This is a genomic window from Vreelandella olivaria (assembly GCF_023507745.1).
In the GTDB taxonomy this organism is placed as follows: Bacteria; Pseudomonadota; Gammaproteobacteria; order Pseudomonadales; family Halomonadaceae; genus Vreelandella; species Vreelandella olivaria_A.
Window position 1 is genome coordinate 94,230 of record NZ_JALPZO010000020.1, and the last position, 26,789, is coordinate 121,018.

The window sequence follows — 26,789 nt, forward strand, 5'->3', positions numbered from 1 at the left end:
ACCAGAAGGCCGTTTGCGACATTTGAGTGTTAATTAGCGACAACGTTGAATCGGCGAAGATGAACAGCTCACCCAGCACAATGTTTTTGTGCTTACTATATGTAGTTGGTAAGTCACTTAACTCTATGGGGAGGAATTCCCACCATGGGAGCGCACTTCGAGAGCTTGCTGAAGAATAAGAATATGGCATATTTCGGGCCCGAAACCTGCTGTCCCCCCCTTCCTCAAGTAAAGCGGATTGCCTTCGTACTGGTGGAACACTTTTCAATGATGGCCTTTACGGGAGCAGTTGACGCCTTGGTTACCGCTAACCTCATGCATCCCGCAACCCTATATGAAATATTAGTGGTGAGTAGCGAAGGAGAACCCGTGCTCAGCGACCTGGGCATAGATATTCCGGTCGACTGCCAATTCTCGCAACTTGGTGAACATCGACTGGATACGTTGATTATATGTGGCGGCTATCGCGTACGGCCACGCTCCACTCCTGCTATGCGTACTATGCTCAGGACCGCTAATACCTCCGGTGTAATACTCGGAGGTTTATGGAACGGGGCCTACTTTCTTGCAGAGGCTGGTTTATTGAACGGTTATGAGTGTGCTTACCACCCAGACGGTCGCGCGATAATGAGCGAGGATTTCCCCAAAGTCAGTATTTCCAACCACAGTTATGTATTGGACCGTGATCGTATCAGTTGCGCAGGTGCAAGCAGTTCACTAGGCATGATGCTGGCCTTAGTGAAAAAAGACTGTGGCGAAATATTTGCTAATGCCATTGAGGAGGTACTCAGCTGTGACAAAATGATGGAAGTAATAGATGTTTCAGTAACTAGCATCGACTGCAACCCAACCTTGCCACAGACACTAAAAACGTCACTTGAATTAATGCGCAACAACATTGATGAGCCGTTGTCTATTCTAGAAATAGCCAATTGTGCCTGCATATCCCGGCGCCAGCTAGAGCGACTGTTCTGCTGTTATGTTAACGCCAGTCCATCACGCTATTATCTAGAGTTACGCCTTACCCATGCTCGCCAACTACTACAACAAACCAATAAACCAATCGCCGACATCGCCGTGGCCACCGGGTTTGTCAGCATCTCTCACTTCCGGCGCTGCTTCCATCAACTATTCGACGTCTCACCTGCACGCTTCCGTAAGGGATTTTTGTAACAATTTCCAATGTCTACAAAGCATGTTCATCTGCGCATAGGTTTCGATCAGCAGGTTGTTTATGGCAGATGAAATCATCGGCCGGATAACCTTCAAACCCATGAGCCCGTTAACAAGAAGCACCAAAAAAAGAAAAGAAACGCAATCAGCTTGTAACTATCCACATTATGATAAAAAGTATCAGTTACTGAAAACCACCGTCCGTCCTGAATACAGAAATACACGACGTTCTAAATGATAGCTAATTGCCCTGGCCAGGGTTAGACACTCAATATCGCGCCCCTTGGCAACCAGATCTTCGGGATAATGGGTATGGTCGACTGGCTCCACCCCTTGGGCGATTATCGGCCCTTCATCAAGATCATTATTGATATAGTGCGCAGTTGCCCCAACAAGCTTGACCCCTTTTTCGTGCGCCTGATGATAAGGCTTGGCACCTTTAAAACCGGGCAGCAGAGAGTGATGAATATTGATAGCCCGTCCGGCTAATAGCTCACACATAGAGGGCGAAAGCACCTGCATATACCTTGCCAACACCACCAATTCAGCATCGGTATCCGCGATAATTTCGCGTACCTGCGCTTCCTGCTGTAATTTAGTATCGGGGCTGATCGGTAGATAGTGATAAGGCAGACCATGCCATGTCGCCAACGGCTCCAGATCAGGATGGTTTGAAATCACCGCTCTAATATCAAGTGGGAGCTGTCCAGTACGATAACGATAGAGAAGATCATTCAGGCAATGATCGGCTTTCGAGGCGAGAATCACGGTTCCCGTGCGTTTTCCAGGTGGTGTCAGCTCAAACTGCATGTCGAATTCATTCGCCCGCGCTGTAAAACCGGTGTGAAAGCTCTCTTCCTGAAACGCTTCTCGCTCTGGGCGAAACTCAGCACGAATGAAAAATCGGCCACCGAGCCGATCATCGAACGAGCTGAGTTCGGTGATATAGCACTGCTGCTCTTTTAAAAATCGCGTGACGACGTCCACTGTTCCCAAGCGGCTAGGGCATTGGGCAGCAAGTATCCAGGTATCACTCATTCGGCTCATAGTGCATCTCTATTCGCGGCAGATGGCAGCGGCCAGAACACCTTTCCGGCCTGCTAATTTATTGTTCTACGTTCACGCCATACTCTGCGCCAGCATCCAATAACCAGCGATAGCAGTAGTCGGCGAAACTACGCCGCACGACTAGCTCCCAGCGCTCCTCGTCAGGGCGGCGAAGCATGGTAGCCGCCTTGGCAAAGACGGTGGTCACGCCTTTACCTACTGGAAAATGGCTGGGGTGGACGTCGTAGATCACCGTTTTCATTAACAGCTCCCGGGCCGCCTCGCCGGCAAGCTCCAACAGCGTCTGACCACCGCTGACATCACTAATAGCGTAATGGGCACTGCCCAAACGCTCTCGCAGCCTTGTCTCTAACGGGAACTCCTCGCCACCGGGTACAATCACCAGCCACTCATCCGGTGAAAGCCACTGAATAGAACGCTCACCGCTAGCGTCTTGCACTAACGTCTGGGGTTGGCCCGGCAGGCTGATACCAAGCACTCCTCGCACCGCCTCGTCGAGAGCAATGGCGCCACCACGCACAATCAGATGTCCAAGCAGTGCTCGCTCACGCAGGGTGACACGACTCGCGGGGCCGGTAGCCGGAGCGCCGCTGCGGCGGTAGCTGTAGGCCAGTGGCGACTCCATCGGAATGGCGCTATCGGTACGGGTATCGAAGGTAGCCGCGTTAGACATGCTGGCGCTCTCCCTTGGGATCGTAGAATATGGGGCTGACAATTTCGGCTTCAAAGGTCCGACCGTCGGCCATGGGCAGGTAAACGGTCTCGCCCAGCTTCTGCTGGCCACCCTTAACCACCGCCAAGGCGAAGCCGCTATTTAGGGTTGGGCTGTAGTAGCTGGAGGTCACATGCCCTACCATTGGCATAGGAATCGCATGATTGGGGTCAAACACAATCTGGGCACCCTCCTCCAGCACCACCTTCGGGTCTTTAGGTTTGAGGCCCACCAGTTGCTTACGGTTCTCGCGCTTGGTGTCAGGGCGAACCAGAGCGCGCTTGCCAATCCACGAGAAGGGTTTGTCGTAGCCTATGCACCATTGCATTCCCAGGTCTTCCGGGGTAACTGAACCATCGGTTTCCTGACCAACGATGATAAAACCCTTTTCAGCGCGCAAGACGTGCATGGCCTCTGTGCCATAGGGGGTTAAGCCATATTTCCCGCCATGCTTGAAAAGGGTCTGCCATACATGCATGGCGTAGTTGGCTTGCACGTTAATCTCAAAGGTCAGCTCACCGGTAAAGGAGATGCGGTAAACACGTGCGGGCACACCCGCTACATTGCCCGTCCTCCATTCCATAAACTTAAAGCTATCGCGGTCGAGATTGATGTCAGTGATCTCAGCGAGCAACGCGCGCGCGTTGGGGCCGGTGATGGTCATCGTGGCCCAGTGGTCTGTTACCGAAGAGAAGTAAACCTCCAGTTCCGGCCACTCGGTTTGATGCCACAACTCCAACCACTCCAGAATCGCTGCAGCCCCGCCGGTCGTGGTGGTCATCAGGAAGTGATTGTCAGCAAGACAGCTGGTTACACCATCATCGGTGACCATGCCATCGTCTTTGCACATCAGACCGTAACGGCACTTACCAACGGCCAGCTTCTCCCATTTGTTGGTGTAAATGCGCGCCAGGAATTCACGGGCATCAGGGCCTTGAATATCGATCTTGCCCAGTGTCGAGGCATCAAGGATACCCACCTTCTCCCGCACCGCCAGGCACTCGCGGGCAACCGCCTCTGACATACTCTCACGTTCGCCGTTGGTGGCTCCGGCACGCGCTTGTGGATAGTACCGGGGGCGTTTCCACTGACCAACATCCTCGAACTCGGCGCCACGTTCTACGTGCCACTGATGGAGAGCGGTATAGCGCTCGGGATCGAACAGGTCACGACAGTGGCGACCAACAATGGCGCCAAAGGGTACCGGAGTGTAGTTGGGACGGAATACCGTCGTGCCCACCTCGGGGATGGAGAGCCCCAGGCAGCGGGCAGCAATCGCCATGCCATTAATATTGCCCAGTTTTCCTTGGTCAGTGCCGAACCCCATCGCGGTATAGCGCTTGATATGTTCGATGGACTCAAAGCCTTCCCGAGTAGCCAGTTCGATGCCCGCCGCGGTGACGTCGTTCTGTAGGTCAACAAACTGTTTAGGCCCACGTAGGGTGGGCTTCTCATGGGGCACTTGAAACAGTGCCACCGCGACCCCCTGCTGAAGGCGTTTGGCACTGGGCAGGCTGACCGCTTGGGCGGCATGCCCCGTGGCGACCGACGCCTTGATGCCAGCCTCGACACCTTCGGCGAGCACGTCTCCTAATGCATAGGTGCCATTAGCGCCGCCGCACGCCTGCATACCCTTCACCCCCCCTGGCACAAAACCAATAACATCGTCACGCCAGATAGGCCGTACACCGGTATGGGAGGCCAGATGAATCACGGGGCTGTAGCCTCCAGAACTGGCAATGGTGTCACAGGCCAGCACCTGGATTGGTCCGCACACCTGATAGGCGTCAATATCAATCCTGGCGACCCGCGCTGCCGTGACTCGATTGGAGCCCTTTGCTTCTATAACGGCGCTGCTGGTAATGATCTTGATGCCCTGGGCACGGGCGGCATCTACCCAGTCGCCAGCAGGGAACTCGCGGGCATCGACGATGGCCACCACCTCACAGCCTGCCTCCTGCCAGTCCAAGGCAGCGCGATAGCCATAGTCGTTGCTGGTGGAAAGCACCAGTTGCCTACCCGGTGCGACACCATAGCGGCGAATATAGGTAGACACAGCGCCAGCCAATAGATTACCCGGAATGTCGTTGCCTGCATAAACCAAGGGTCGCTCATGGGCACCTGTGGCAAGGATCACCTGACCAACGCGAACGCGATGCATACGGGAGCGCGCCTGGCGGAGGCCATTTTCCAGAGGCGCCGTCTCCCCCAAGTGCTCGGTGCGCCGTTCGTGCAGAGTAACGAAATTGTGGTCGTGATAACCGTTAGCCGTCGTGCGTGGCAGCAACGTGACGTTCTCACACCCGACCAGCTCTTCCAGCACTTGCGACACCCATTGGTCTGCTGGCTTGCCATCCAGGGTTTCCCGGCTATCCAGCAGCGCCCCTCCCATCTCTTCCTGCTCGTCGGCAACCATTACCCTGGCACCGCTGCGCGCTGCGGCAAGTGCAGCAGCCAAGCCAGCAGCGCCAGCACCGACGACCAGCACATCACAGTGTTGGTGGAAGTGGTCATAAGTGTCCGGATCAGGTTCCATAGGGCTACGACCCAAGCCCGCCGCTTTGCGAATGTACTTCTCGTAGGTCAGCCACATCGAAGCTGGAGCCATAAAGGTCTTGTAGTAGAAGCCCGGTGGCATAAACTGCCCGCCTAGCTTGCCAACCAACCCCATCAGGTCGCGCTGTACATTGGGCCAGCCGTTGGTGCTACGAGCGGTTAGTCCATCGAACAGCGCCTGCTGGGTGGCACGCACGTTCGGCACCTGGGCCGCTTCACGGCTACCCAACTGAACGATGGCATTGGGTTCTTCGGCGCCAGCTGCGACGATACCTCTGGGGCGTGAGTACTTGAAGCTGCGGTTAACGATATCCACACCGTTGGCCAGTAGTGCAGAGGCCAACGTGTCTCCTGGGTGCCCTTGGTAGTGCTGGCCGTTAAAGGTAAAGCTCAATGTGCGGGAGCGATCAATACGGCCGCCCTTGTTAAGGCGGTACACTGGTTGCCTGGACTGGCTCATGCCCACACTCCTTCCTGATGGCTTACCGCAGCGACCTCTCGCGGAAGGCTTTGGCTGTCAGCGGTAATCGACGGCTGCTCACCCATTTTGTAGGTCTCAAGAATTTCGTAGCTCACGGTGTGACGCGTCACATTGAAGAACTTGCGGCACCCCACCGCATGCACCCACATTTCATGGTGTACGCCACGTGGATTATTGCGGAAGAACAGGTAGTTACCCCACTCCTCATCGCTACACGCCTCGGGCTCCGCGGGTCGCTCAATATGCGCTTGACCCTTGGGGCGAAACTCCTCTTCCTCTCGATGCTCGCCACAGTAGGGACAGTAGATATAGAACATGTGAATACTCCTTAGTGGGCCACGCCGGCAGCGCCGTGCTCATCAATCAGCGCCCCGCTATGGAAGCGGAACATGGAGAACGGTTCGGCGATGGGGTGCATCTCACCTTTGGCCAGGCTGGCAGCGAACACATGTCCCGACCCTGGGGTGGCTTTGAAACCACCGGTGCCCCAACCACAGTTGAAGTACAAGCCCTTCACTGGCGTTTTGGAGATGATCGGACAGGCATCCGGACAGGTATCCACGATACCGCCCCACTGGCGATTCATACGCACCCGAGAGAAGATCGGAAACATCTCCAGGATCGCCTGAAGGGTGTGTTCCACGGTGGGATAACTGCCACGCTGACCATAGCCGTTATAGCCGTCAATACCAGCGCCGATCACCAAATCGCCCTTATCGGATTGACTGACATAACCATGCACGTGATTAGACATCACCACGGTATCAAGAATGGGTTTGATCGGCTCAGACACCAGCGCCTGCAGCGGGTGTGATTCCAGCGGTAAATTAAAGCCGGCCATATTGGCCAACACCCCGGAATGACCGGCAGCCACGCAGCCCACGGTCTTGGCCTCAATATCACCACGGGTAGTATGTACGCCATAGATTTGACCATCCCGAATCTTGAAGCCGGTGACCTCCGTCTGTTGAAGGATATCAACCCCGTGAGCATCAGCACCGCGGGCGTACCCCCAGGCCACAGCGTCGTGACGAGCCACGCCAGCACGTGGCTGCCAGGAGGCGCCCAGCACCGGGTAGCGGGTATTCCTGGAGCAATCCAGGATCGGCACCAGTTCCTGCACAGCCTCGGCGTCCAGCACTTCACCGTCTATACCGCTCAGACGATTGGCGTTAACCCGACGCTGGATATCTCGCATGTCCTGCAGAGTATGGCCCAGGTTGAGCACTCCACGCTGGGAGAACATCACGTTATAGTTAATATCCTGGGAAAGCCCCTCCCACAATTTCATGGCATGTTCGTAAAGGGCTGCCGCCTCATCCCATAAATAGTTGGAACGCACAATGGTCGTATTGCGGGCGGTATTACCACCGCCCAGCCACCCCTTCTCAATCACCGCCACGTTCTTAACGCCGAACTCTTTGGCCAGATAGTAAGCTGTGGCCAGGCCATGGCCTCCGCCGCCGACGATGATCACCTCGTACTGCTTCTTCGCCGTAGGGTTGCGCCACTGGCGCTCCCAGTTCTCATGGTGGCTCAGTGCATGCTTGACCAGGCCGAAACCGGAATAGCGTTGCATAGGGGGACTCCTCAGTTCAGCCGCGCTGGCCCCTGCCAGCAGGCCGATTCAAGCAATGGATTCAGCAAGCAGACGGTTGTCATTGATCAAGCGGGCGTTAGGGGAAAAATAACGTTGAAGCATTACCGCCTCCTAATAAGACACTCTGTTATTAAGTGCTGAACATACTCTTTGAACGCGTTCTTACCGCGATACTATCGTTGGTTTCCGGGACTAAGATGCTTGCTGACGTCACCACTCGATGTATTTGCGACATCGGCAGTCGTTAGGCGACTTCCGCTGTGTAGGGCGCTTTATTAAATGTGTTTAAAACGTCGGTCAGCACTAAAAATCCACCACCAGATTGCCTTTGGGGCGACTACAGCACGACAGGATATAGCCATCTTCGATATCCTCCTCCGTAATGCCTCCGTTATGTTCCATTTCCACCTCACCCGACTTGAGTTCTACCCGGCAGGTGCCGCAAATACCCATACCGCACGCTTTGGGGATATGCAGACCAAGCTTCGCAGCTGCTGCATGGACCGTTTCACCAGGCTGTATACGTACACTTTTTCCAGAAGACGCAAACTCTATGCGGTGTAAGTCATTGCTATCGATATTTTCGGCTTCTACTTCTGCCTGCTCGGCCAGCTCGCGCACATCATCACGAACGTCAAACGGCGTGGCGCCAAACAGCTCTTCGTGGTAATGACTCATATTAAAATTGTGGTTACGGAGAATGCTTTTAATGGCGTTCATGTAGGGCACAGGGCCGCAACAGAAGATCTCCCTTTCCATAAAGTCCGGCACCATCAGTTCAAAAAGAGGCTGGGTAAGGTAACCACGGTAGCCAGCCCAGGCTTCACCAATATCCTCTTTACTCTCGCAAATAATATGCAGCTTAAACTCAGGAATACGTGAAAACATATGCACCAGTTCACGATGAAAAATGACATCGCGAGGCGCCCGAGCGCTATGCACGAACTCAACATCAACATTGGCGTTGGTATCAAACAGCCAGCGCGTCATCGACATTAACGGGGTAATCCCCACCCCCCCAGAGAGAAACAGCACTTTGTCGGCAGGAAAATCGATGGAATTAAAGTTACCTACCGGACCATGAACAACCAGTACATCACCCACCTTTAAGTTTGCATGCAGCCAATTGGATACCTTGCCTTGCGGCACTTGTTTAACAGTGATTGAAAAGCTGTAAGGAATGGAGGGGGAGCTGGAAATCGTGTAAGAGCGCATGATCGGCTGATGATCAATCTCAAGCTCCAAGGTAACAAACTGGCCGGGCTTAAAGAAGAACAGCACAGGCTGCTCCGCCATAAAACAGAACGTACGTACATCCTGAGTTTCCTGAATTACCTTAACGCAACGTACCTGATGACGCCCGTTGGTCCACGTTTGGGTCGTGACTGGATTGAAGAAATTCGTTGTCATCATCGCCTCTGCCTGACCAAGCCATCACCCTATGCGTCACCGATCCGTAACAGCTATACGGCCCAGCACCTTTGTCTGCATTTTGGGGATGCGCTTTCCAGCCGACTTGCCTGACAGCGACACCTACTTACCTCGTGCCACTCCCTGCTGTTTAGAAACCACTGTTTTAGTCGCCACTGCGCTACCTGATGTCGCGGGCAGATAATTGGCAGGCATTAGCCTGCAACACAATCTGTCACTGAGAGCAGATCACATCTGAATAAAACGCCAGGTTACGCCACGGAACAACAGGATAAGCAAACTTGATTAACGGCCGTATCGCGGCCCTTGAGGGGGAAGCGGTGGTTTACGAGGATACTGGTATGGAAAAAAGTGTTTCTTATACAATGGGCGACCCGCTCGCTGCGGCCCGTGAGTCAACGGCACAGATGCTGCAAGCAAGAGCGCGTACCTTTTCACTTCCACAGCCTTTTTATAACGATGCTGGTCTGTTCGCTCTCGATATGCAGGAAGTTTTCGAGAAAGAGTGGTTGTTCGCGGGGATGACCTGCGAGATCCCGACCAAGGGCAACTTCATAACGTTGGATATTGGAGATAACCCTATCGTTATTGTGCGCGGCAGTGAAGGGACTATTCATGCATTCCATAATGTCTGCCGCCATCGTGGTTCACGTCTTTGTCTGAAGGATAAAGGCAAGGTTGCAAAGCTCGTATGTCCTTACCATCAGTGGACCTATGAGCTTGATGGCCGATTGCTGTTTGCCGGCAGTGATATGGGCGATGACTTCAGCCTTGCTGAATTTGGACTCAATCCGGTTAATATTCGCACGGCTGGGGGCTTTATCTTTATTAGCCTAAGCGATAAACCGCCCGTAATTGATGATTTTCTGGCAACGCTTGAGCATTATCTTGAGCCGTACCAGATGGACAACATCAAGGTCGCGGTGGAATCCAGCATCGTCGAACAAGCAAACTGGAAACTGGTCATCGAAAACAATCGCGAGTGCTACCACTGCAACGGCGCTCACCCTGAGCTTCTTAACTCGTTACAAGAGTTTGATGACACTGAAGATCCCCGCGCAACGCCCGCCTATAAAGCGTTGGTGGCACGCAAACAAGCGGACTGGGATCAAGAACAGGTGCCCTATCAGTTGAAGCGGTTTGGAAAACGTAACCGCCTGACCCGCACGCCGCTGCTGGACGGTATTGTCTCGATGACGCTGGATGGCAAACCCGGCTGCAATAAGCTGATGGGGCGCTTATCAAGCCCTGATATGGGTTCGCTACGCATCCTGCATCTGCCCAATTCATGGAATCATTTTATGGGTGATCATGCGGTGGTATTTCGCGTACTGCCGCTTGGCCCCCAGAAAACCGTAGTGACCACCAAATGGCTGGTTCATAAGGATGCCAGGGAAGGTATCGACTACGACCCCGAACAGCTTCGCCGGGTGTGGGACGTCACTAACGACCAGGACCGCCAGCTGGTCGAAGAGAACCAGCGCGGCATTAACTCCAAGGCTTATCAGCCCGGTCCTTACTCCGAAACCTATGAGTTCGGTGTGATCGACTTTATCGACTGGTATGCCGCACGTATGCTGCAAAACTTAGGACATGGTGCTCCCTCGCTACAATTGGCTCAAAGCTAAGGTTTGACTGAAGGTTGCCTGGCCTGTGAGCGGGAGCCGCACCACCCGACCCTGGTGCAGAGCGTCTGAGAACTGCAAGCCGCAAAAAACATTAACCCCGGCTTTTTGGCCGGGGTTAATAAGATGTTCATGGCGTGTTTTGCAAACCACTATGCCAAAAGCTATCGCAGCACATCCTCCTCTTCAAGCAGCTTGAGTATCGCTACGGCTCCCTGTTCAGGGGTAACATCACTCAGCACTTGACCGCTCTTACCCCCGGCCTTGGATGCAGCGGCCTTAAAGCGATCTCTTGCGGAGGCAGCCTTGACTATTTTTAGACGTTTAGGACGTTTACGAGCGGGTGCCAAGTGCCACTGGGTCAACTCTCTGTCAGGTTCGTGGATAGCGGACGTTACGATAAATTTGGCTCGGCGGGCGGGACCAAAGGCACTCTGGCGTGCCACTGGTCCCGCTTCATCCACACTGACGATGGCAGGCAGACGTACCTTTAGGCGCCGCCGCTGCCCCCGGGGCAGGGCCTGGAGCAGCGTAACCACACCATTCTCTATCGTTTCCACTGCGGCCAAACCATTCACCAAAGGCCAACCAAGTCGCTCGGCCAAAGCATAGGGTAAGAGTCCAGACCCCTCACCGCACTCCGCCCGGGTACCGGTAAGCACCAACGGTGGTAACGCCTTGGTTAGATATGCAGCCAGAGCCGCAATGGCATCACTGCCCTCAGGCTGTTCCAGCAGTGTGAGAGAGTTCAATCCCATGCCCAGGTAGCCCCGCAGCGCCACCTCGCTGTTGATATCCTGCTGACCGGCATGCAGCACGTTAATCCGGGTACCTGGTAGCTCGGACGCCAGGGTCAGAGCAAGCTCTACTCCCCGGGCATCCTGTTCAGCACGCCGGGCGCGTCCGGTGATGGGGTGGCGCCCCACCGAGACCAGCACCGCCACCTCGAGTCCCTGCTGCTCAGGCTGCATCGCGCTGCCCCCCTCGTCGCTGTTCCACCATGCCCACCAGAGCAGCGAGGATCTCGGCGCTGTCGCCGATCACCGCCAGGTCGGCGCGCTTGATCATGTCGCATCCAGGATCAAGATTGATAGCCACCACTTTGTCGCAACGCTGAATACCCTGCAGATGCTGAATGGCCCCGGAAATCCCCACCGCCAGATACACCCGGGCGGTCACCCAGGTACCAGTCGCCCCCACCTGACGGTCACGGGTCATAAATCCATCATCTACCGCGACACGAGAAGCCCCTTCGGTAGCTCCCAACACCTTAGCGGCATGATGAAAGGCGTCCCAATTCTTGACGCCGTTGCCACCTGAGAGAATGAACTCCGCCTCAGCCAGCGCCACCCCTGCGGGATCCACCGCCACTTGCCCCAAATCTTCAATACGCGACAAGGTGGTGGGAGTCACCCCAGCTATGCTTAGGCGCTCAGCCGCGTGCCGGGTCTCATCCACCGGCTCGGCACACTCGGCCAGCGCCAGCACAAACCGCGGCAGCGGGCGCTGGATATCCAGACTCCCTGCCGCACCACGGGCAGTGCAACGCCAGCCCAAAAGCGCCTCATTATCAGCCTCAATCTGCCAAACGCCCGTGGCAGGGCGCTCGTTCAGTCGCAGCGCCAGGCGCCGCCCCAGGTCAGCGCCGCCCAGGGGCGAGTCAGGAAACAGCCAATAACGTGGTGCCAGCTCCCGTTCTACGGTGGTCAGCGCTGCCAGGCGCACCTCGGGGGCGAAACCAGCATATATTGCTTCATTAAAGTGCAGCACCTTATCAATTCCAACCTCGCCCAGCGCCTCCTCTTTATGCTCGCAAAACAGAATCGCCACTACAGCGCCAGGACGACCAACATCGACATCCGCCAGCCGCCGGGCCAGACCCAGCATATCCTTATCGTGAGCAGAGAGACGTCCACCGATAAGATCCGGCACCACTGCTACCAGAAAAGCGGGTTCAGCAATGTTCACGGCTCGCCGACTATCACCAGATACTGCCATTGCTGACACAGTGGGCTGACTTCCCGATTGAAGGCCGCTTCGATCAATACGCTTGATGCCACTGGGGCCGATAAAGCCCACGGCGCGGGGGTTCTTGCGTATCACCCCGCTGGGGCCCAGCCATTCGCTGGTAGCCCCGCCTCCCTCGATTCCATCAAGTGCGGCCAACACACTGGCGTGCTCGGGGTGCAAGCGGTTACGGGCGATCCACTCGCGGCGTGGATCGCGGCGACGAATCTCACTCATCAAAGCACCTCCTCAGCAGTCGCCTTTACAACAGGCTCACGGGGCGATCCAGTCGCATTAACAGAGGGGGGTTCCACCAGGGCGTCGGCTACCAACTCGGCGATATCGCGTACCTCGGCGCTGGCATCCACCACCCCTTCCAACATGGCGGTGCACTGGGGGCACCCCACCGCCACCAGTCCGGCACCACTCTCTTTGACGTCGTTCATGCGCATATCAGGGATCCGCCGTTCGCCGGGAATATCGGTGATCGGCGCCCCACCGCCGCCGCCGCAGCAGCGCGATCGAAAGCCGGAGCGTTCCATCTCCTTGAGTTCGATGCCCAACGCCTTGAGGACCCGTCGCGGCGCCTCATACTCGCCGTTGTAGCGGCCGAGATAGCAGGGATCATGATAGGTGACGCGCCCCCCCTTCCAGGGCGCGAAGGCCAGCCGGCCAGCGTCATACAGCTCGGCGATAAAGGTGCTGTGGTGGCGCACCTCGTATTGGGCAGGTATTCCGGGTTCCGCCAGCTCGCCGTACTCGTTGCCCAGTACATGGAAACTGTGGGGGTCACAGGTGACGATGCGCTGGAAGCGGTACTTCGACAGGGTGGCGATATTGCGACGGGCGAGACGCTGGAAGGTCGCCTCGTCGCCCAGGCGCCGCGCCACGTCACCGCTGTCGCGTTCCTCGGTACCCAGCACCGCGAACTCCACCTCGGCGACTCGCAGCACCTTGACCAGGGCCCGCAGGGTGCGCTGGTTGCGCATATCGAAGGCGCCATCACCCAGCCACAACAGCACCTCGGCCTGCTTGACGTCGGCCATCAGCGGCAGGTTGAGGTCCGCCGCCCAGTGCAGCCGTGAGCCGGGATCAAAACCGCCGGGATTGTCGGTGGCGATCAGGTTGTCGAGCACCCCAGCGCCCTTGTTGGGGGTCTGGCCCCGCTCAAGGGTCAGGTGGCGGCGCATATCGACGATGGCGTCGACGTGTTCGATCATCATCGGGCACTCTTCCACGCAGGCGCGGCAGGTGGTGCAGGACCATAGGGTCTCGGCGTCCACCAGGGCCTGTCCCGCCAATCCTACGATTGGGCCATAAGGGGTTCCGTAATGTTCGCCTACGGGCTTACCAGGATGAGGAGAGCCTGTATAGCTGGCATCACTGCCCCCGGACAGGCCCACCACCATATCCTGAATCAGCTTCTTGGGGTTGAGGGGCTGGCCGGCAGCGAAGGCCGGACACACCGCCTCACAGCGCCCACACTGCACGCAGGCATCGAAGCCCAGCAACTGGTTCCAGGTGAAATCGCTGGGCGTCCCAACGCCCAGCGGTGCCGTCTCGTCGTCCAGGTCCAGCGCCTTGAGGCCGGTGGAGCGGCGGCCGCCCTGTTTGGAGGAGAAGCGCTCGGGGCGGCGATGGAAGGCCAGGTGCAGGGCACCGGCGAAGGCGTGCTTCATCGGCCCGCCCCAGGTCATGCCGAAGACCATCTCGCCCAGGCCCCAGACCACCACAGCGGCCAGCATCAGTGCCAGGACCCCGCTGCCGAAGTCATCCGGCAACAGTCCCAGCGTGGGTAAAGTGGCCAGGAAGACGCCACCCGAGAAGGCCATCAGGCTCCTGGGCAGGCGCATCCAGGGCCCCCTGGAGAGTCGCGCGGGCGGGTTGCGGCGGCGCCGGGCCACGAAGCGGCTGCCCACGAACATGGCGGCGCTGGCGGCCAGCAGCAACCCGCCGAGGATGGGCCCCATGCTTTCTGAAGAGCCGAGCCCCAGGCCATGCACCAGGATCATCAGCACGGCGGCGGCCACGAAGCCACCGGCGGTGGCCACATGGGTGTTGGACATCACCTTGTCGCGCCCCACCACATGGTGCAGATCCACCAGGTAGCGGCGCGGCATGGCCGCCAGGCCCTTGAGAATCGGCACGGAGGAGGGCCGCCCCTGGCGCCACAGGCGGACACGCCGGCTGGCGCCAAGCGCGGCCAGCGCCAGGGCGGAGAAGATCAATATCGGCAGGAGAGTTTCGAGCATGCTCACCTCTTCCGGGCTGTTCCGGGGGCAGGCCTGCGCGAGGGCGCTGTAAACCCCTCCCTGGGCGCTACATTTGCCATCCCTGGCAAATGACCCTCGCTACGACCTTCCCCCGGCCCCCTCATTGTTGTGGCTTACGACACATCAAAAATCCTTGCATAGCCGCAGCGCGTCGTAGATGGCCGCGTGGGTATTGCGCGGCGCCGTGCAGTCGCCCAGGCGGAACAGCAGGAAGCCATCACCGCCTTCGGTTCTCTCCTCGCCTCTCTCCTCCCCTCTCTCCTCCCCAAGGCAGGGCTGGGGCTGGATGGCGTAGAGCGCCTCCAGGTCCAGTTGGCCCTTGTTGCGGGACTGCTCCTTGAGAGCGTAGTAGAGCGCCTCGTCAGGGCGCACACCGTTCTCCACCACCACCTGATCCACCACCCGCTCCTCCAGGCCGCCGGTGTACTCGTTCTCGAGCACCGCCACCAAGCCATCGCCCTCGCGGTAGACCTTGTGCAGCATCAGGTCAGAGGTCATGATCACCTCCTTCTCGTAGAGGCTGCGGTAGTAGGTGGGGAAGGTGGTACCGCCCACCGCTGCGCCGGGCTTGATATCGTCGGTGACGATCTCCACCTTGGCACCCTTGTCGGCGAGGAAATCCGCCACCGAGACGCCGGAGAACTCGCAGATAGCGTCATAAATCAGCACGTTCTTGCCTGGGGCTACCTTGCCGGAGAGAATATCCCAGGTGCTGACCACCAGACTCTCCTCGGATTCCTCTGAATAGCCCCATTCCGGGCGCTGACTCAGAAAGGGCTGGCCGCCAGTGGCAAGCACTACGATGTCCGGGCGCAGGTCGAGCAGGGCCGCTTCGTCGGCGCGGGTGCCCAGCCGCAGGTCGACGTTGAGGCGCGCCAGCTCCAGCTGGTACCAGCGGGTGATGCCGGCGATCTGGTCTCGGTTTGGGGCCTTGGCAGCGATGGTGATCTGCCCGCCGAGTGCCTCTGCGACCTCAAACAGGGTGACATCGTGACCACGCTCAGCGGCAACACGGGCCGCTTCCATGCCGCCTGGGCCGCCGCCGACCACCACCACCTTGCGCTTGGGGTTCTCGCTCTTCTCGATGATATGCGGCAGGCCCAGGTACTCACGGGAAGTGGCGGCATTCTGGATGCACAGCACATCCAGGCCCTGGTACTGTCGGTCGATGCAGTAGTTGGCCCCCACGCACTGTTTGATCTGGTCAATCTGGCCCATCTTGATCTTGGCGATCAGGTGCGGGTCGGCGATATGCGCCCGGGTCATGCCCACCAGATCCACATGGCCTCCCTCAAGGATGCGTTGCGCCTGGTTGGGGTCCTTGATGTTCTGGGCGTGGATCACCGGCACGCTGACCACTGCTTTAATACCAGCCGCCAGATGCAGAAAAGGCTCCGGTGGATAGGACATGTTGGGAATGACGTTGGCCAGGGTATTGTGGGTGTCGCAGCCGGAGCCAATCACACCGAAGAAGTCGACCTGGCCTGTGGCATCGTAGTAGGCGGCGATCTGCTTCATGTCGTCGTGGGAGAGGCCGTCCGGGTGGAACTCGTCGCCGCAGATGCGCATGCCCACCACAAAGTCGTCGCCCACCTCGGCGCGCACCGCCTTGAGCACCTCCATGCCGAAGCGCATGCGGTTCTCGAAGCTGCCGCCCCACTGGTCCTCGCGCTTGTTGACCCGCGGACTCCAGAACTGGTCGATCAGGTGCTGGTGCACGGCGGAGAGTTCGACACCGTCGAGGCCCCCCTCCTTGGCCCGGCGCGCGGCCTGAGCGAAGTCGCCGATGATGCGCCAGATCTCCTCCTCCTCAATGGTCTTGCAGGTGGAGCGGTGCACCGGCTCGCGAATGCCCGAAGGCGACAGCAGAGTCGGCCAGTCGAAGCCGTCCCAGCGCGAGCGGCGCCCCATATGGGTGATCTGGATCATGATCTTGCCGCCATGCCGGTGCACGGCATCAGCAAGGTTCTGGAAGTGCGGGATGATGCGGTCGGTGGCGAGGTTCACCGAACTCCACCAGCCCTGGGGGCTGTCGATGGAGACCACCGAGGAGCCTCCGCAGATACACAGACCACAACCGCCCCTGGCCTTCTCCGCGTAATAGCGCACATAGCGCTCGGTGGTCATGCCGCCATCGGTGGCATACACCTCGGCATGGGCAGTACTGACCACACGGTTGCGAATGGTCAGCGTGCCGATCTGGATCGGCTCGAAGATCGCATCGAATGCCATGGAAACCTCCTCAACCCTGGGTGGCGGCCAACGGCTGAACCGTGAAGATGCCCACCTCGCAGCCAGGCTCGGCGGCACTCTGGATCTGCTCCGCAACAGTGCGCAGCGCGCTTCCACGTGCGGCAAGGATCTGGTCCATGGCGCCGGCGAACCAGCCGGTGAACATGTACTCCTCCTTGTGCCCTGTCTTGCCGAGCTGGTAAACGAAACAGCTATGCGCTAGCCGCACCCGTGCAGTACCGGCGTCGAGGTCAATGGCCTCGGTGACGAACTTGCCCCAGCCGCGCTGGGAGAGCCGTGTCATATAGTGTTCAAAGACAGCCACACCTTTGAGGCTATGGCACTCAGCCTCTTTCTCACACCAGTGCCAGGCGCTCTTATAACCGGCGTGGTAAAGGATTTCTGCATACTTATCCACACCCAGCGCTGCGGCGACGGCGGTGTGGTTGTTGATAAAGAAGTGGCGCGGCACGTAGAGCATCGGCAGGGCATCGGTGGTCCACACGCCGGTCTCGCTATCCACTTCGATGGGCAGTTCGGGAGCCATCTTGGTCACGGTTGGATTCCTCGAATCTTGATGATTGTTATGGCGTTACGGGCAAGGACATCGCCTTTGCAGCACCGCTTGAAGCTGATCCAGGGGCAGGCCCCGGCGCTCCTTGCTGAGTAGTCACCTCAGCCACTATCGTCAGGCGCCCCAAACGTCTTTCAGGATACGCACCCAGTTTTCGCCCATGATCTTGCGTACCTGGGGCTCGTTGAAGCCGCGACGCAGCAGCGCCTCGGTGAGGTTGGGGAACTCCCCAATGGTGCGGATGCCCTCGGGATTGATGATCTTGCCAAAGTCCGTCAGGCGGCGAGCATAGCCCTTGTCATGCGTCAGCCACTCGAAGAATTCCTGGCCGTGACCTTGGGTAAAGTCAGTGCCGATGCCGATGGCATCCTCACCAACGATGTTCATGATGTACTCGATAGCCTCGCAGTAATCCTCGATGGTGGAATCGATGCCTTTTTTTAGAAACGGTGTGAACATGGTGACACCAACAAACCCACCATGGTCGGCAATAAAGCGAAGCTCTTCGTCGGATTTGTTGCGCGGGTGCTGCTTGAGTCCGGAGGGCAGGCAGTGGGAGTAGCAGACCGGCTTCCTGGACTCAAGAATTACCTCCTCGGAGGTTTTGGCGCCCACGTGAGAAAGGTCACACATGATGCCGACACGATTCATCTCAGCGACGATCTCACGACCAAAGCCGGATAGGCCACCATCACGTTCGTAACAGCCGGTACCCACAAGATTCTGGGTGTTGTAGCACAGCTGTACGATACCCACTCCCAGCTGTTTGAAGATCTCTACATAGCCGATCTGGTCCTCGAAGGCGTGGGAGTTCTGAAATCCGAAGATGATACCGGTCTTGCCCTCTTCTTTAGCGCGAGCAATATCAGCAGTGGTGCGCACAGGGCGCACAAGATCACTACAATCTGCCATTAGAGCATTGGAAGCGACAATGTTATTAACGGTAGCCTGGAAACCTTCCCACACCGAGACGGTGCAGTTAGCTGCGGTGAGTCCGCCGCGTCGCATGTCCTCTAACAGCTCACGATCCCATTTGGCGATAATTAAACCATCAATGACGATGGCATCATTGTGCAGTTCTGCGGGGGTCATAGCTAAGCTCCAACATCGGTTAATGTTACGAGCATAACGTTGACTTTCGTTTGAGCCGCTCTTAGAAACGACAGAGGAAATTCCAAAAGCGTCATCGTGTCGTGAATACGACAACCGCCAGCGCCCCTCCTAAAATTTTTGACAATAACACCCACATAAAAATACTGCCCGAGCCCGGGCAGCACACATCCAACATAGGGCACTCAGTCAACATCAATTCAGTAGCGGTACACTGGCAAAAGTAGGCTCACCTTTTGCATAGGCAAGTGCCTGCAAAGCACTGGAGGCCGGCTCCCCTCCCGCAGACCCTACCCCCCACTGCTGAATTGTGAATGACGGGTTGTCATGACTACCTTGGCGACTGTGAATCCCCATGCGCTCGTTTCGCGGGGGCCCACCGAAGCATTCACGGTAGCATTTAGAGAAGTGGGGAGTGGAAACAAAACCGCAAACGGAGGCAATCTCAATGATCGATAATGGTGTCTGCTTTAACAGTTGGCGTGCACGTACTAACCGTAACTTAAGATAATATCGTGATGGTGAGCAGCGCAGATATCGTTGGAATAACCGCTCTAGCTGACGGCGCGACACATTGACATACTTTGCCAGCTCATCAAGTTCGATCGGCTCTTCCAGGTTGGACTCCATGAGTGCCACAATTTCCAGCAATTTGGGCTGGGTGGTTCCCAGCACATGCTTAAGAGGAACACGCTGGTGATCCTGCTCATTACGCATGCGCTCATAAATGAACATCTCAGAAATGCCTGCAGCCAGCTCGTGACCATGATCATGAGCAATAAGGTTCAGCATCATGTCGAGCGGCGCCGTGCCACCAGAAGCCGTAAATCGGTCACGATCAATGGAAAATAGACGCGTAGTAAGAATGACCTTCGGAAAAGCCTCTTGTATGGAGGCCAGACACTCCCAATGTATACTCGTTTCATAATGATCAAGCAGTCCCGCTTTGCCCAACGCCCAACTGCCAGTGCATACCGCGCCAATACGCCGTAATTGGCGTGACTGCAGTTGAAGCCACCGTAAGTGCTCGCGCGAAACACTATGTTGAGGCCCTACACCTCCACAAACGATCACCCAGTCTAGCGATAACGGAGTATGCATAGCGGCATCTGGCGTTACCTGTAGACCATCGCTGGCACGTACCGGCAAACCGTCTTGTGTTAGGGTATACCAACGATAAAGCTCACGTCCGGCCAGCTGATTAGCCATACGTAACGGCTCTATCGCTGAAGCCAGGGAAATGAGCGTAAAGTTATCCAGCAGCAAAAAACCAAGCGTCTGCGGAGCACCTGAACGATTGATCATTGCCGTCGGGTCTTTTGCTTGATCTGGTGTCATCATCTTAACCTCCGTCACCTTTAGGTCATTACCTTTCTTTCTTGTTTTAGGTGTCGCTGGCGTCTTGTTTGTTTCCCTTTACTGAGATGAAGGCACTCATGCAGGGTAGCATTGTTCTTTAGTCTTATATTGGCACGATTACAATAAAAACAGACAAAAAATTGGCGAATTTACGTCGAATATGTCGCGGAAAGAGAAGTGAGCGTCGCAGCGAGCATCAATGGGCAGTCTCAGCTCACCGACTCGTCCTGTGTTAGGCTCTGCGGACAACGCCTTGTGTCTCGGATTATTCCCAGTCTATGCCCGTTGACCTGCACGCGTTCTATCCCAAGCTGAAACAGCGAATGCTGGACACTGTCTTCGTGGTCGATGAGAACAACCGGATCGTCTTTGTGAGTGATACCTGTGAGCCACTGCTCGGTTGCAGTTCCGACACGTTGATCGGCACCTCGATCACCCACTCCATGCATTTTGATGACCTGGCGACCATCCGGGACTCCACCCATAGCAGCTAGCTACACAACACGTTAACCATAGGTTATACCAAATGACAAAAGTTGCGATATTTGTGGATGTTCAAAATGTATATTACACAGTACGAGAAGCCTATCGTAAAAACTTTGATTACAATAAGTTTTGGGCACAATCTACTGATAACAGGGAAGTTGTCAAAGCTTTTTGCTACGCAATAGATAGAGGCGACCAAAAGCAACGGGAGTTTCAAAACATTCTCAGAGCTATTGGCTTTGATGTAAAGCTGAAGCCTTTTATTCAACGATCAGATGGTTCCACAAAAGGTGACTGGGATGTTGGAATCGCTCTCGACGCTATGGAATACGCTGAGCAGGCAGATGTTATCGTACTAGTATCAGGCGATGGAGACTTTGATCTTCTGGTCAACAAAATTCGTGTTAAGCATGCAAAAAAAGTTGAGGTTTATGGTGTTCCTCAATTTACTGCAGCGACATTAGTCAATGAAGCCAGTGAGTTTATAGCGATAGATAAAGCACTTCTGCTGAATTAACTTGGCTATCAGGCATCAGGGCTAGTGTGCGACCCGAAAAGCACACAAGAGGAAGTGGCTGCATACTTTCCCCGCTAAGTGGTCACCGCGCAAGACGGCGACGGTTGTTTCAGAGTGCACTCACACAGTGGGCTGACTGATCAGTGCATTCTGCTTGATGGTAACGCGTACCCCGGCACGTTCCAAATGCTTGGGTACGCGGTTAGCCGTTTAACTGACGGCGCACCTGTATTGCTATGAGTTGGTTTATCCAAGTGCAATGGCTAGCGCTTGTGTTGGTGCCGCAGGGCGGGCACTGCATAGCAACACCTTGCCCTCCGGTGCGGATATGCCGTTGAAGTGGATGACCTCACCTTTCACCAGTGTGCAGACGCACTCGCCACAGCTACCGCTACGGCATCCAAAGGCAGGTGTTAAGCCCGCTTTTTCAGCGGTTTCCAGCAGGGTTTCGCCCGGCTGCCAATGGGCGATCACACCAGGGTTCTCAAAGCTGACCGCGACCGGTTTCTCCGCCACGGGTGCACTCTGCACCTGCGCGAGTGCTGACGGGCCAAATGCCTCCGTATGAATTTGCTCCGGTGAGAGCCCAAGCTCCAGCGCCTCCTGATGATAGTGCTGAACAAAACCGGCGGGACCACACAGATAGAACTGGATATCCATCATCGGTTTGCCAATGAGCACCTGCGCCAATGACACCCGCCCCGGCGTCCATTCACAGGATGTCGCCGCAGCCCTCGTGACATGACGCCGTAACATCAGCCCCCGCTCCTGTAAATCAAGCAGTTCCTGGCTGAAGGGTGCCTCGGCAATCTCCTGCACGCTCTGAATTAATGTTACCGGGCCACGACCAGCCCCGGTGAGTTCATGGGCCAGACTTAAGATAGGGGTAATACCAATGCCCCCGCCCAGCAATACCCAATGGGCATGATCCTTAGCGCCAGTGGCAGTCGCTGCAATAAAGGCGCCGCAGGGCATACTGACGACTAGCTCGGTACCCACCTGCAGCGTGCTGTGTAAATAACGAGAACCGTCACCATCGACCTTCACACTGATGCGATACCTGGGTTCCCGGCTATCACCTGAAAGCGTGTAGCTGCGCACCAGAGGGGTGCCATCCAGACGAGGCACGCGTAGCGTGATGAACTGCCCCGCGCTAAAGGGTGCCAGCCCTTCACCCTTTCGCTGCCCCTGTAGATAGAAAGAGCGAATCTCGGGGGTCTCCTGCACCACGGCCGACACGCGAACACGCTGATGAGCGGATGCTTTCAGCGCCTGCCAGGGCCCGTAGGGCTCCGCCTCAACAGCCACCGCACTTGCCTGACTACGCCAGCGCAAGGAACCTGGCCGCCAACGGATATGCCGTGGAGTCAGGCACCAGTAGCGTTCCGCACCAGGATAACGCGCTCCAGCGGCTTCTTCGTCAACCAGCCGCGCTTCACCGGTGATATGCAGCACATTGCCGCTCACAAAGTCCGGTATCACCAAGGCAGCGCGACCGCTGTCAAGGATGTTACCCAAGGTATTGAAGAAGCGATTACCGGCGAAATCAGGCAGGATCAGAGCCGCTCCGTGGCGGCGTATAAACCCCGGCTTCCCTCCACGGTGAGAGGCATCCACTCCGATGCCTTTATCAGTGCGTGCATAGCTGCCCACAAAGGCCGTTAACGCCTGATCAATATGTGCCAAAATCGGCTTGGGCAGTTGCTCAAGCGCTACCTCCCGCAGGTTCAACACGGTCCCTGGAGAGGCCTCCACCACTTGCATTGCCGACCAGTCATGAATGTACTGCGGGCAGTTGCCGAAGGCGTGGATGACATCAAGCTGCCACTGCCCTTCGGCGCCATGCAGCATGCCGTTAACCCGATTGCGACGGCGGGTGGGTAGCTCGATCCCCAGCACCCCCAGGCTGGCCCCACTCTTTAGCAGAGGCGCAAGGGGATCGTCCACCGGAGGCGTTACGTTCAACGCAAGCCTCTTCTCATCCAGCGCATAAACAAAGCCAGGCGCCCCTTCCAGCAAGCTCACCCAGGGCCACCCATCCAAATCCACTGCGGCGGCGGCCACAAACGGCAGTTGGGGAAAGAAGTGTTGCAGTTGCGGTGTCAAAAAAGGGCGTAACACTTGGCGGCCCAGCACTGACATTTGCTGCTCTACCCCTACCAGGCGCTGCAGTGCGATCTCCCCCTCATGCCAAGGGTGCGTCGTTGCGGCGTTATCCACTAACGGCTCCTCGCGGGTAGCTTACCCGGATGATTCAGCGACACGAGCATGAACGGGCTTAGCGCACCAACCCCACCCGGGTAACGCCCATCGGCACGAAACCATCCAGCGCCTCGATGCGCGTTAACCAGGTGCGTATGTTGGCGTAGGGCTCAAGCGATACATTGCCTTCCGGTGCGTGGGCGATATAACTGTACAACGCGACCTCAGCCAGAGTGGCTTGCTCACCCGCAAGAAAGGGTTGATTGGTCAGATGGGCGTCAATAATTTCGAACAGCTGATGAGCATCGGCAACCAGTGGTTCAGGATCGAAGGGGACATTAAAAACGGTGACTAAGCGAGCCTTCATGGCGGAATACGCCAGCGGGCCTGCCGCCACCGACAGCCAGCGCTGTACCTGGGCTTGACCCAGTGGGTCCTCCGGTAACCAGCGGCCATTAACGCCATAGCGACGTTCAAGATAGACCAGAATGGCATTGGAATCCGCCAGGATAACGCCGTTGTCATCAAGCACTGGTACCTGCTCAAAGGCATTCAGTGCTTTGAAGGCCGGTGTTTTGTGCTCACCTGCAGCGAGGTCAACATCAATAAACGTGGCGGGCAATCCGAGCAGCGATAACATCAGCTCGATGCGGTGGCAGTGGCCGGAAAGCGCATGGCGATAAACCTTGATAGCAGTAGACATGCTTTGCTCCTTTGCTGAGGGGACTTCACCGCTGTGAAGCGCCCCCATCTTGAGTCAAAACAATTGCTGCAAGAATAGTAGCTATCAACAAGACATAATTACCCAAACTGAAACAATTAAGATGCCAATTGCGCACGCAGCCAAGGAGTCGCAAGCGTAAGAAACGCCATCACATTCGCTGGCGCCCGCAACCCAAGGTCGTAGGTCAATGCCAGGGGTTCCGCTGAGGGCCAAAGCGGTTCCGCGACAGGCTCAAGCAATCCTTTGGCGCAAGCGCCAGCGGCCTCCAACTGATAGCTCCGCACGATACCTGCGCCATTAATAGCCGCCTGTAAGGCTGCGGCGCTGGTGCTCAGGCTAAGCCTGGGCTCAAAGCGAAGGATGTGGCCGCCAGCTAACGGCCAGACGGGTAGCTGCCCCTCCCGAGGGCAATGAATAAGTGTATGGCGCGCCAGGCTTTGCAGGCTATCCGGCCGCCCGGCTTTATCAAGATAGCGAGGGCTGGCAAACAAGCCAACACGTAGCTCGCCCAGGTGCCTCGCGTAACTGGATGCAGGCAGCGGCCCCGGCATCAGGCGGAGGTGGGCCGGAGCCGTTGCCCCAATCAAACGGGGATGCTCGTCAGCCAACAGGAAGACCGCCAGGCCAGGATGCTCCTCTTGTAGCCTCTGCACTAGCGGCAACATTAACGGCACCAACAGCGCCTGGGGGGTCTGCAAGCGTAGTGTACCGCTGAGTTTGCGGTGTTCCTGACACGCCTGGATTTCAGCATCGGCCACCGCCTCGGTGAGCGCTTCGGCATAGCGGTGCAGCCGCGCGCCCGCTTCCGTCAAGGTGATGCCACGGGGCGAGGTATTGATCAACTTAATGCCTAAACGCTGCTCCTGGGCACACAGCAGGCGATTGAGCTTAGCCACCGAAAAGCTGTTCGCTTGTGCTGCGGCCTGCAGGCTACCGTGCCTGGCAACCTCGCTTAGCGCTATCAGTGCCTCGAAATGCAGTGATGATGGAGAAGCAAGTGCCATCGTCATTTGCGATCGCCGTTTGAGGGAGTCGTTTGCACTACTCAAGCGCGATAGCCAAGCGCCGGATCGGCACGTAGCCGCTGGGCGAGAAAATCAACAAAGGTGCGTACGCTGGCAGCGCGCCCACGGCCAGCGGTCACCCAAATATTGATGGGAATGGCCGCAGGCTCAAACGCCGCCAACACGCAGCGTACCCGCCCTTCAGCTTCACTGGCAGCCACTTGGTAAGAGAGCAGCCGCGTAAGTCCGGCACCCGCTTCAACAGCTGCCAGTGCCGCATGGGCAGCGCTAATGTGCAGTCTTGGCCTGGGGATCACCTCAATACGTTTACCGCTCTCCTCAAACCACCAATGGCTACCGAAGTTGCTACCCTCGGCAACCACGGTGGGCAGTACTTCAAGATCAAGCGGATGCGTGGGCTCAGCGTTGCGGGCCAGCCACTTTGGGCTGGCGCACACCACCTGCCGTACTTCACCGACAGGCACGGTCAGGTGCTGGCACTTCTCAGGCACATGGCCAATGCGCACCGCAACATCAATGCCCTCTTCCTGCAGATTCACTGGCCGATCAACCAGTTCGGCGCGAACCTGCACATCGGAGTGGTGCTGCAAATATTCGACGATTTGCGGTGTCACGTAGTACTCGCCAAACAGCACAGGCGCGGTAACGTGCAAAAGGCCGCGTGGCGTTACGTAGCTACCGGTGGCTGCGGCCTCCGCTTCTGAAAGTTGCGCCAGTACTTGTTGGGCATCTTCCAGATAACGTCTTCCCGCCTCAGTGACACGTACCTGACGCGTGGTGCGCTGTAACAACGCCACACCCAGGCGCGCTTCCAGCGATGCCACCACCCGGGTAACACGAGGTGCCGACAGCGCAAGCTGCCGGGCAGCGCCAGAAAAGCTCTCTAACTGAGCCACCGCCGCGAACACACGCATCTCTTCGAATCGATCCAAGCCCGCTCCAAAAGCGTTGCCAACAAGTCACTACCAGTATTCTACACATTGATTCGTTTGCACAAATCAGCCCTGGCTCCTATCTTTAAAGCGCACGATAAGTAATTTGACACCACAGCTGTGCCAAAAGCCCAAGATGTTGACGAGATTAAGAAACATGGCTACTTACAGCAGTTGGCAGGCAGCGCTTTTACGACCGTTAGTTCACGATGAGCTAACTGAATAACTTAAGGAGAAGTGACATGTTGAAATTCCTGGCTAGCACGGTAGGCATCATTTTCATGATCGGTTTGGTAGTGGTTATTGGCCTGCTAATGCTGATTTTCTAACAGGGCATACACCCACTGCTGGCAAGGTAAAGCTTTCCCATAAGTTTGGCGCTGGGGAGGGTATCATGCATACGGCTTTAAATATGGTTGTGTTGGCCGCTCCCCTCACATGCTCTCCCCACCCATAATCCCCTTTTAGCTACTGCGCAATTTCGGCGATCCCCTCTTTATACCCTCGTTTTATCCGTTATCTCTTAACGCTTTGTAAGACATCTCTTAAAATTTTGTACGATATCGCTTACATTGTTGTAAGACATCGCTGACACCTGCCCTTAAGGGGTTGTGCTTGGCTCCTGGCTCGTTATTATCACTGTTTCTCATTAACAGTTGATGATTCCAGGAGGGAGCATGGCACTTAGCATGGCGCTCAGCA

21 protein-coding genes are annotated in these 26,789 nt (G+C 56.7%); 4 read left to right on the forward strand and 17 right to left on the reverse strand.

Annotation, left to right across the window (positions count from 1 at the left end; all coding sequences use genetic code 11):
* Positions 1 to 183 precede the first annotated feature (183 nt).
* Entirely contained in the window at positions 184 to 1,173 is a 990-nt protein-coding gene (locus HP566_RS01920) for a GlxA family transcriptional regulator (protein ID WP_249975570.1), read from the forward strand.
* A 180-nt stretch (positions 1,174 to 1,353) separates the two neighbouring features.
* On the opposite strand, the gene purU is transcribed toward HP566_RS01920, so the two are convergent.
* From purU to HP566_RS01950, 6 genes are all read right to left on the reverse strand, one after another.
* Entirely contained in the window at positions 1,354 to 2,220 is an 867-nt protein-coding gene (gene purU, locus HP566_RS01925) for a formyltetrahydrofolate deformylase (protein ID WP_249975571.1), read from the reverse strand.
* A 58-nt stretch (positions 2,221 to 2,278) separates the two neighbouring features.
* Positions 2,279 to 2,914 (reverse strand): sarcosine oxidase subunit gamma, encoded by a 636-nt coding sequence (locus HP566_RS01930; protein WP_249975572.1) that lies wholly within the window; start codon positions 2,912 to 2,914, stop codon positions 2,279 to 2,281.
* The gene (locus HP566_RS01935) at positions 2,907 to 5,969 is read right to left on the reverse strand and encodes a sarcosine oxidase subunit alpha family protein (RefSeq protein WP_249975573.1); all 3,063 of its coding nucleotides are present in this window, start codon (positions 5,967 to 5,969) and stop codon (positions 2,907 to 2,909) included. Before HP566_RS01935 ends, HP566_RS01930 begins: the two co-directional genes overlap by 8 nt.
* Positions 5,966 to 6,307, reverse strand: a complete 342-nt coding sequence (locus tag HP566_RS01940) for a sarcosine oxidase subunit delta (RefSeq protein WP_249975574.1) — start codon at positions 6,305 to 6,307, stop codon at positions 5,966 to 5,968. The genes HP566_RS01935 and HP566_RS01940 overlap by 4 nt, the downstream gene beginning before the upstream one ends.
* A gap of 11 nt (positions 6,308 to 6,318) precedes the next feature.
* Positions 6,319 to 7,569 (reverse strand): sarcosine oxidase subunit beta family protein, encoded by a 1,251-nt coding sequence (locus tag HP566_RS01945; RefSeq protein ID WP_249975575.1) that lies wholly within the window; start codon positions 7,567 to 7,569, stop codon positions 6,319 to 6,321.
* Positions 7,570 to 7,893: 324 nt separating this feature from the next.
* On the reverse strand, positions 7,894 to 9,000 hold the full coding sequence (locus HP566_RS01950; RefSeq protein ID WP_249975589.1) for a hybrid-cluster NAD(P)-dependent oxidoreductase: 1,107 nt from the start codon (positions 8,998 to 9,000) through the stop codon (positions 7,894 to 7,896).
* 362 nt (positions 9,001 to 9,362) lie between these two features.
* Here HP566_RS01950 and HP566_RS01955 point away from each other — a divergent pair, with 362 nt between their 5' ends.
* On the forward strand, positions 9,363 to 10,649 hold the full coding sequence (locus tag HP566_RS01955; protein WP_249975590.1) for an aromatic ring-hydroxylating oxygenase subunit alpha: 1,287 nt from the start codon (positions 9,363 to 9,365) through the stop codon (positions 10,647 to 10,649).
* Positions 10,650 to 10,810: 161 nt separating this feature from the next.
* Here the strand turns inward: HP566_RS01955 and HP566_RS01960 are convergent, their stop codons facing one another.
* The 7 genes from HP566_RS01960 to HP566_RS01990 form a co-directional block, all read right to left on the reverse strand.
* Positions 10,811 to 11,617 (reverse strand): electron transfer flavoprotein subunit beta, encoded by an 807-nt coding sequence (locus HP566_RS01960; protein WP_249975576.1) that lies wholly within the window; start codon positions 11,615 to 11,617, stop codon positions 10,811 to 10,813.
* Positions 11,607 to 12,890, reverse strand: a complete 1,284-nt coding sequence (locus tag HP566_RS01965; RefSeq protein WP_249975577.1) for an electron transfer flavoprotein subunit alpha/FixB family protein — start codon at positions 12,888 to 12,890, stop codon at positions 11,607 to 11,609. The genes HP566_RS01960 and HP566_RS01965 overlap by 11 nt, the downstream gene beginning before the upstream one ends.
* The gene (locus tag HP566_RS01970; protein WP_249975578.1) at positions 12,890 to 14,905 is read right to left on the reverse strand and encodes a (Fe-S)-binding protein; all 2,016 of its coding nucleotides are present in this window, start codon (positions 14,903 to 14,905) and stop codon (positions 12,890 to 12,892) included. The genes HP566_RS01965 and HP566_RS01970 overlap by 1 nt, the downstream gene beginning before the upstream one ends.
* A 144-nt stretch (positions 14,906 to 15,049) precedes the next feature.
* Positions 15,050 to 17,158, reverse strand: coding sequence for a dimethylglycine demethylation protein DgcA (gene dgcA / locus HP566_RS01975; protein WP_249975579.1), 2,109 nt, complete (start codon positions 17,156 to 17,158; stop codon positions 15,050 to 15,052).
* Between the two features lie 10 nt (positions 17,159 to 17,168).
* Complete coding sequence (locus HP566_RS01980) at positions 17,169 to 17,714, reverse strand: DUF5943 domain-containing protein (protein ID WP_249975580.1); 546 nt, start codon at positions 17,712 to 17,714, stop codon at positions 17,169 to 17,171.
* A gap of 132 nt (positions 17,715 to 17,846) precedes the next feature.
* Positions 17,847 to 18,824, reverse strand: coding sequence for a dipeptidase (locus HP566_RS01985; protein ID WP_249975581.1), 978 nt, complete (start codon positions 18,822 to 18,824; stop codon positions 17,847 to 17,849).
* Positions 18,825 to 19,037: 213 nt separating this feature from the next.
* Positions 19,038 to 20,180, reverse strand: a complete 1,143-nt coding sequence (locus tag HP566_RS01990) for a GlxA family transcriptional regulator (RefSeq protein ID WP_249975591.1) — start codon at positions 20,178 to 20,180, stop codon at positions 19,038 to 19,040.
* Positions 20,181 to 20,479: 299 nt separating this feature from the next.
* Here HP566_RS01990 and HP566_RS01995 point away from each other — a divergent pair, with 299 nt between their 5' ends.
* Both HP566_RS01995 and HP566_RS02000 read left to right on the forward strand, forming a co-directional pair.
* Positions 20,480 to 20,695 carry a PAS domain-containing protein gene (locus HP566_RS01995; protein WP_249975582.1) on the forward strand — a complete coding sequence of 72 codons (216 nt, stop codon included), beginning with the start codon at positions 20,480 to 20,482 and terminating at the stop codon, positions 20,693 to 20,695.
* Positions 20,696 to 20,727: 32 nt separating this feature from the next.
* Complete coding sequence (locus HP566_RS02000; protein WP_249975583.1) at positions 20,728 to 21,204, forward strand: NYN domain-containing protein; 477 nt, start codon at positions 20,728 to 20,730, stop codon at positions 21,202 to 21,204.
* 246 nt (positions 21,205 to 21,450) lie between these two features.
* On the opposite strand, the gene HP566_RS02005 is transcribed toward HP566_RS02000, so the two are convergent.
* The 4 genes from HP566_RS02005 to HP566_RS02020 all read right to left on the reverse strand — a co-directional run bounded on the left by HP566_RS02005 (position 21,451) and on the right by HP566_RS02020 (position 26,087).
* Complete coding sequence (locus HP566_RS02005; RefSeq protein WP_249975584.1) at positions 21,451 to 23,424, reverse strand: pyridoxamine 5'-phosphate oxidase family protein; 1,974 nt, start codon at positions 23,422 to 23,424, stop codon at positions 21,451 to 21,453.
* A gap of 58 nt (positions 23,425 to 23,482) precedes the next feature.
* The gene (locus HP566_RS02010) at positions 23,483 to 24,109 is read right to left on the reverse strand and encodes a glutathione S-transferase family protein (RefSeq protein ID WP_249975585.1); all 627 of its coding nucleotides are present in this window, start codon (positions 24,107 to 24,109) and stop codon (positions 23,483 to 23,485) included.
* 116 nt (positions 24,110 to 24,225) lie between these two features.
* A complete protein-coding gene (locus tag HP566_RS02015; RefSeq protein WP_249975586.1) occupies positions 24,226 to 25,140 on the reverse strand; it encodes a LysR substrate-binding domain-containing protein in 915 nt (304 codons plus the stop codon).
* Between the two features lie 35 nt (positions 25,141 to 25,175).
* Positions 25,176 to 26,087: a LysR family transcriptional regulator gene (locus HP566_RS02020; RefSeq protein ID WP_249975587.1), complete on the reverse strand. Its 912-nt coding sequence runs from the start codon at positions 26,085 to 26,087 to the stop codon at positions 25,176 to 25,178.
* Positions 26,088 to 26,789: the final 702 nt, after the last annotated feature.

Excerpts from the sequence above, each read along its gene's own strand:
- HP566_RS01940 (WP_249975574.1), bottom strand. The coding sequence starts at position 6,307 with ATGTTCTATATCTACTGTCCCTACTGTGGCGAGCATCGAGAGGAAGAG.
- HP566_RS01920 (WP_249975570.1), top strand. The coding sequence starts at position 184 with ATGGCATATTTCGGGCCCGAAACCTGCTGTCCCCCCCTTCCTCAAGTA.
- HP566_RS01985 (WP_249975581.1), bottom strand. The coding sequence starts at position 18,824 with ATGACCCCCGCAGAACTGCACAATGATGCCATCGTCATTGATGGTTTA.
- HP566_RS01950 (WP_249975589.1), bottom strand. The coding sequence starts at position 9,000 with ATGACAACGAATTTCTTCAATCCAGTCACGACCCAAACGTGGACCAAC.
- HP566_RS01970 (WP_249975578.1), bottom strand. The coding sequence starts at position 14,905 with ATGCTCGAAACTCTCCTGCCGATATTGATCTTCTCCGCCCTGGCGCTG.
- HP566_RS02000 (WP_249975583.1), top strand. The coding sequence starts at position 20,728 with ATGACAAAAGTTGCGATATTTGTGGATGTTCAAAATGTATATTACACA.
- HP566_RS01935 (WP_249975573.1), bottom strand. The coding sequence starts at position 5,969 with ATGAGCCAGTCCAGGCAACCAGTGTACCGCCTTAACAAGGGCGGCCGT.
- dgcA (WP_249975579.1), bottom strand. The coding sequence starts at position 17,158 with ATGGCATTCGATGCGATCTTCGAGCCGATCCAGATCGGCACGCTGACC.
- purU (WP_249975571.1), bottom strand. The coding sequence starts at position 2,220 with ATGAGCCGAATGAGTGATACCTGGATACTTGCTGCCCAATGCCCTAGC.
- HP566_RS02010 (WP_249975585.1), bottom strand. The coding sequence starts at position 24,109 with ATGTCTACTGCTATCAAGGTTTATCGCCATGCGCTTTCCGGCCACTGC.
- HP566_RS01995 (WP_249975582.1), top strand. The coding sequence starts at position 20,480 with ATGCCCGTTGACCTGCACGCGTTCTATCCCAAGCTGAAACAGCGAATG.
- HP566_RS01965 (WP_249975577.1), bottom strand. The coding sequence starts at position 12,890 with ATGAGTGAGATTCGTCGCCGCGATCCACGCCGCGAGTGGATCGCCCGT.
- HP566_RS02015 (WP_249975586.1), bottom strand. The coding sequence starts at position 25,140 with ATGACGATGGCACTTGCTTCTCCATCATCACTGCATTTCGAGGCACTG.
- HP566_RS01945 (WP_249975575.1), bottom strand. The coding sequence starts at position 7,569 with ATGCAACGCTATTCCGGTTTCGGCCTGGTCAAGCATGCACTGAGCCAC.
- HP566_RS01930 (WP_249975572.1), bottom strand. The coding sequence starts at position 2,914 with ATGTCTAACGCGGCTACCTTCGATACCCGTACCGATAGCGCCATTCCG.
- HP566_RS01990 (WP_249975591.1), bottom strand. The coding sequence starts at position 20,180 with ATGACACCAGATCAAGCAAAAGACCCGACGGCAATGATCAATCGTTCA.
- HP566_RS01960 (WP_249975576.1), bottom strand. The coding sequence starts at position 11,617 with ATGCAGCCTGAGCAGCAGGGACTCGAGGTGGCGGTGCTGGTCTCGGTG.
- HP566_RS01955 (WP_249975590.1), top strand. The coding sequence starts at position 9,363 with ATGGAAAAAAGTGTTTCTTATACAATGGGCGACCCGCTCGCTGCGGCC.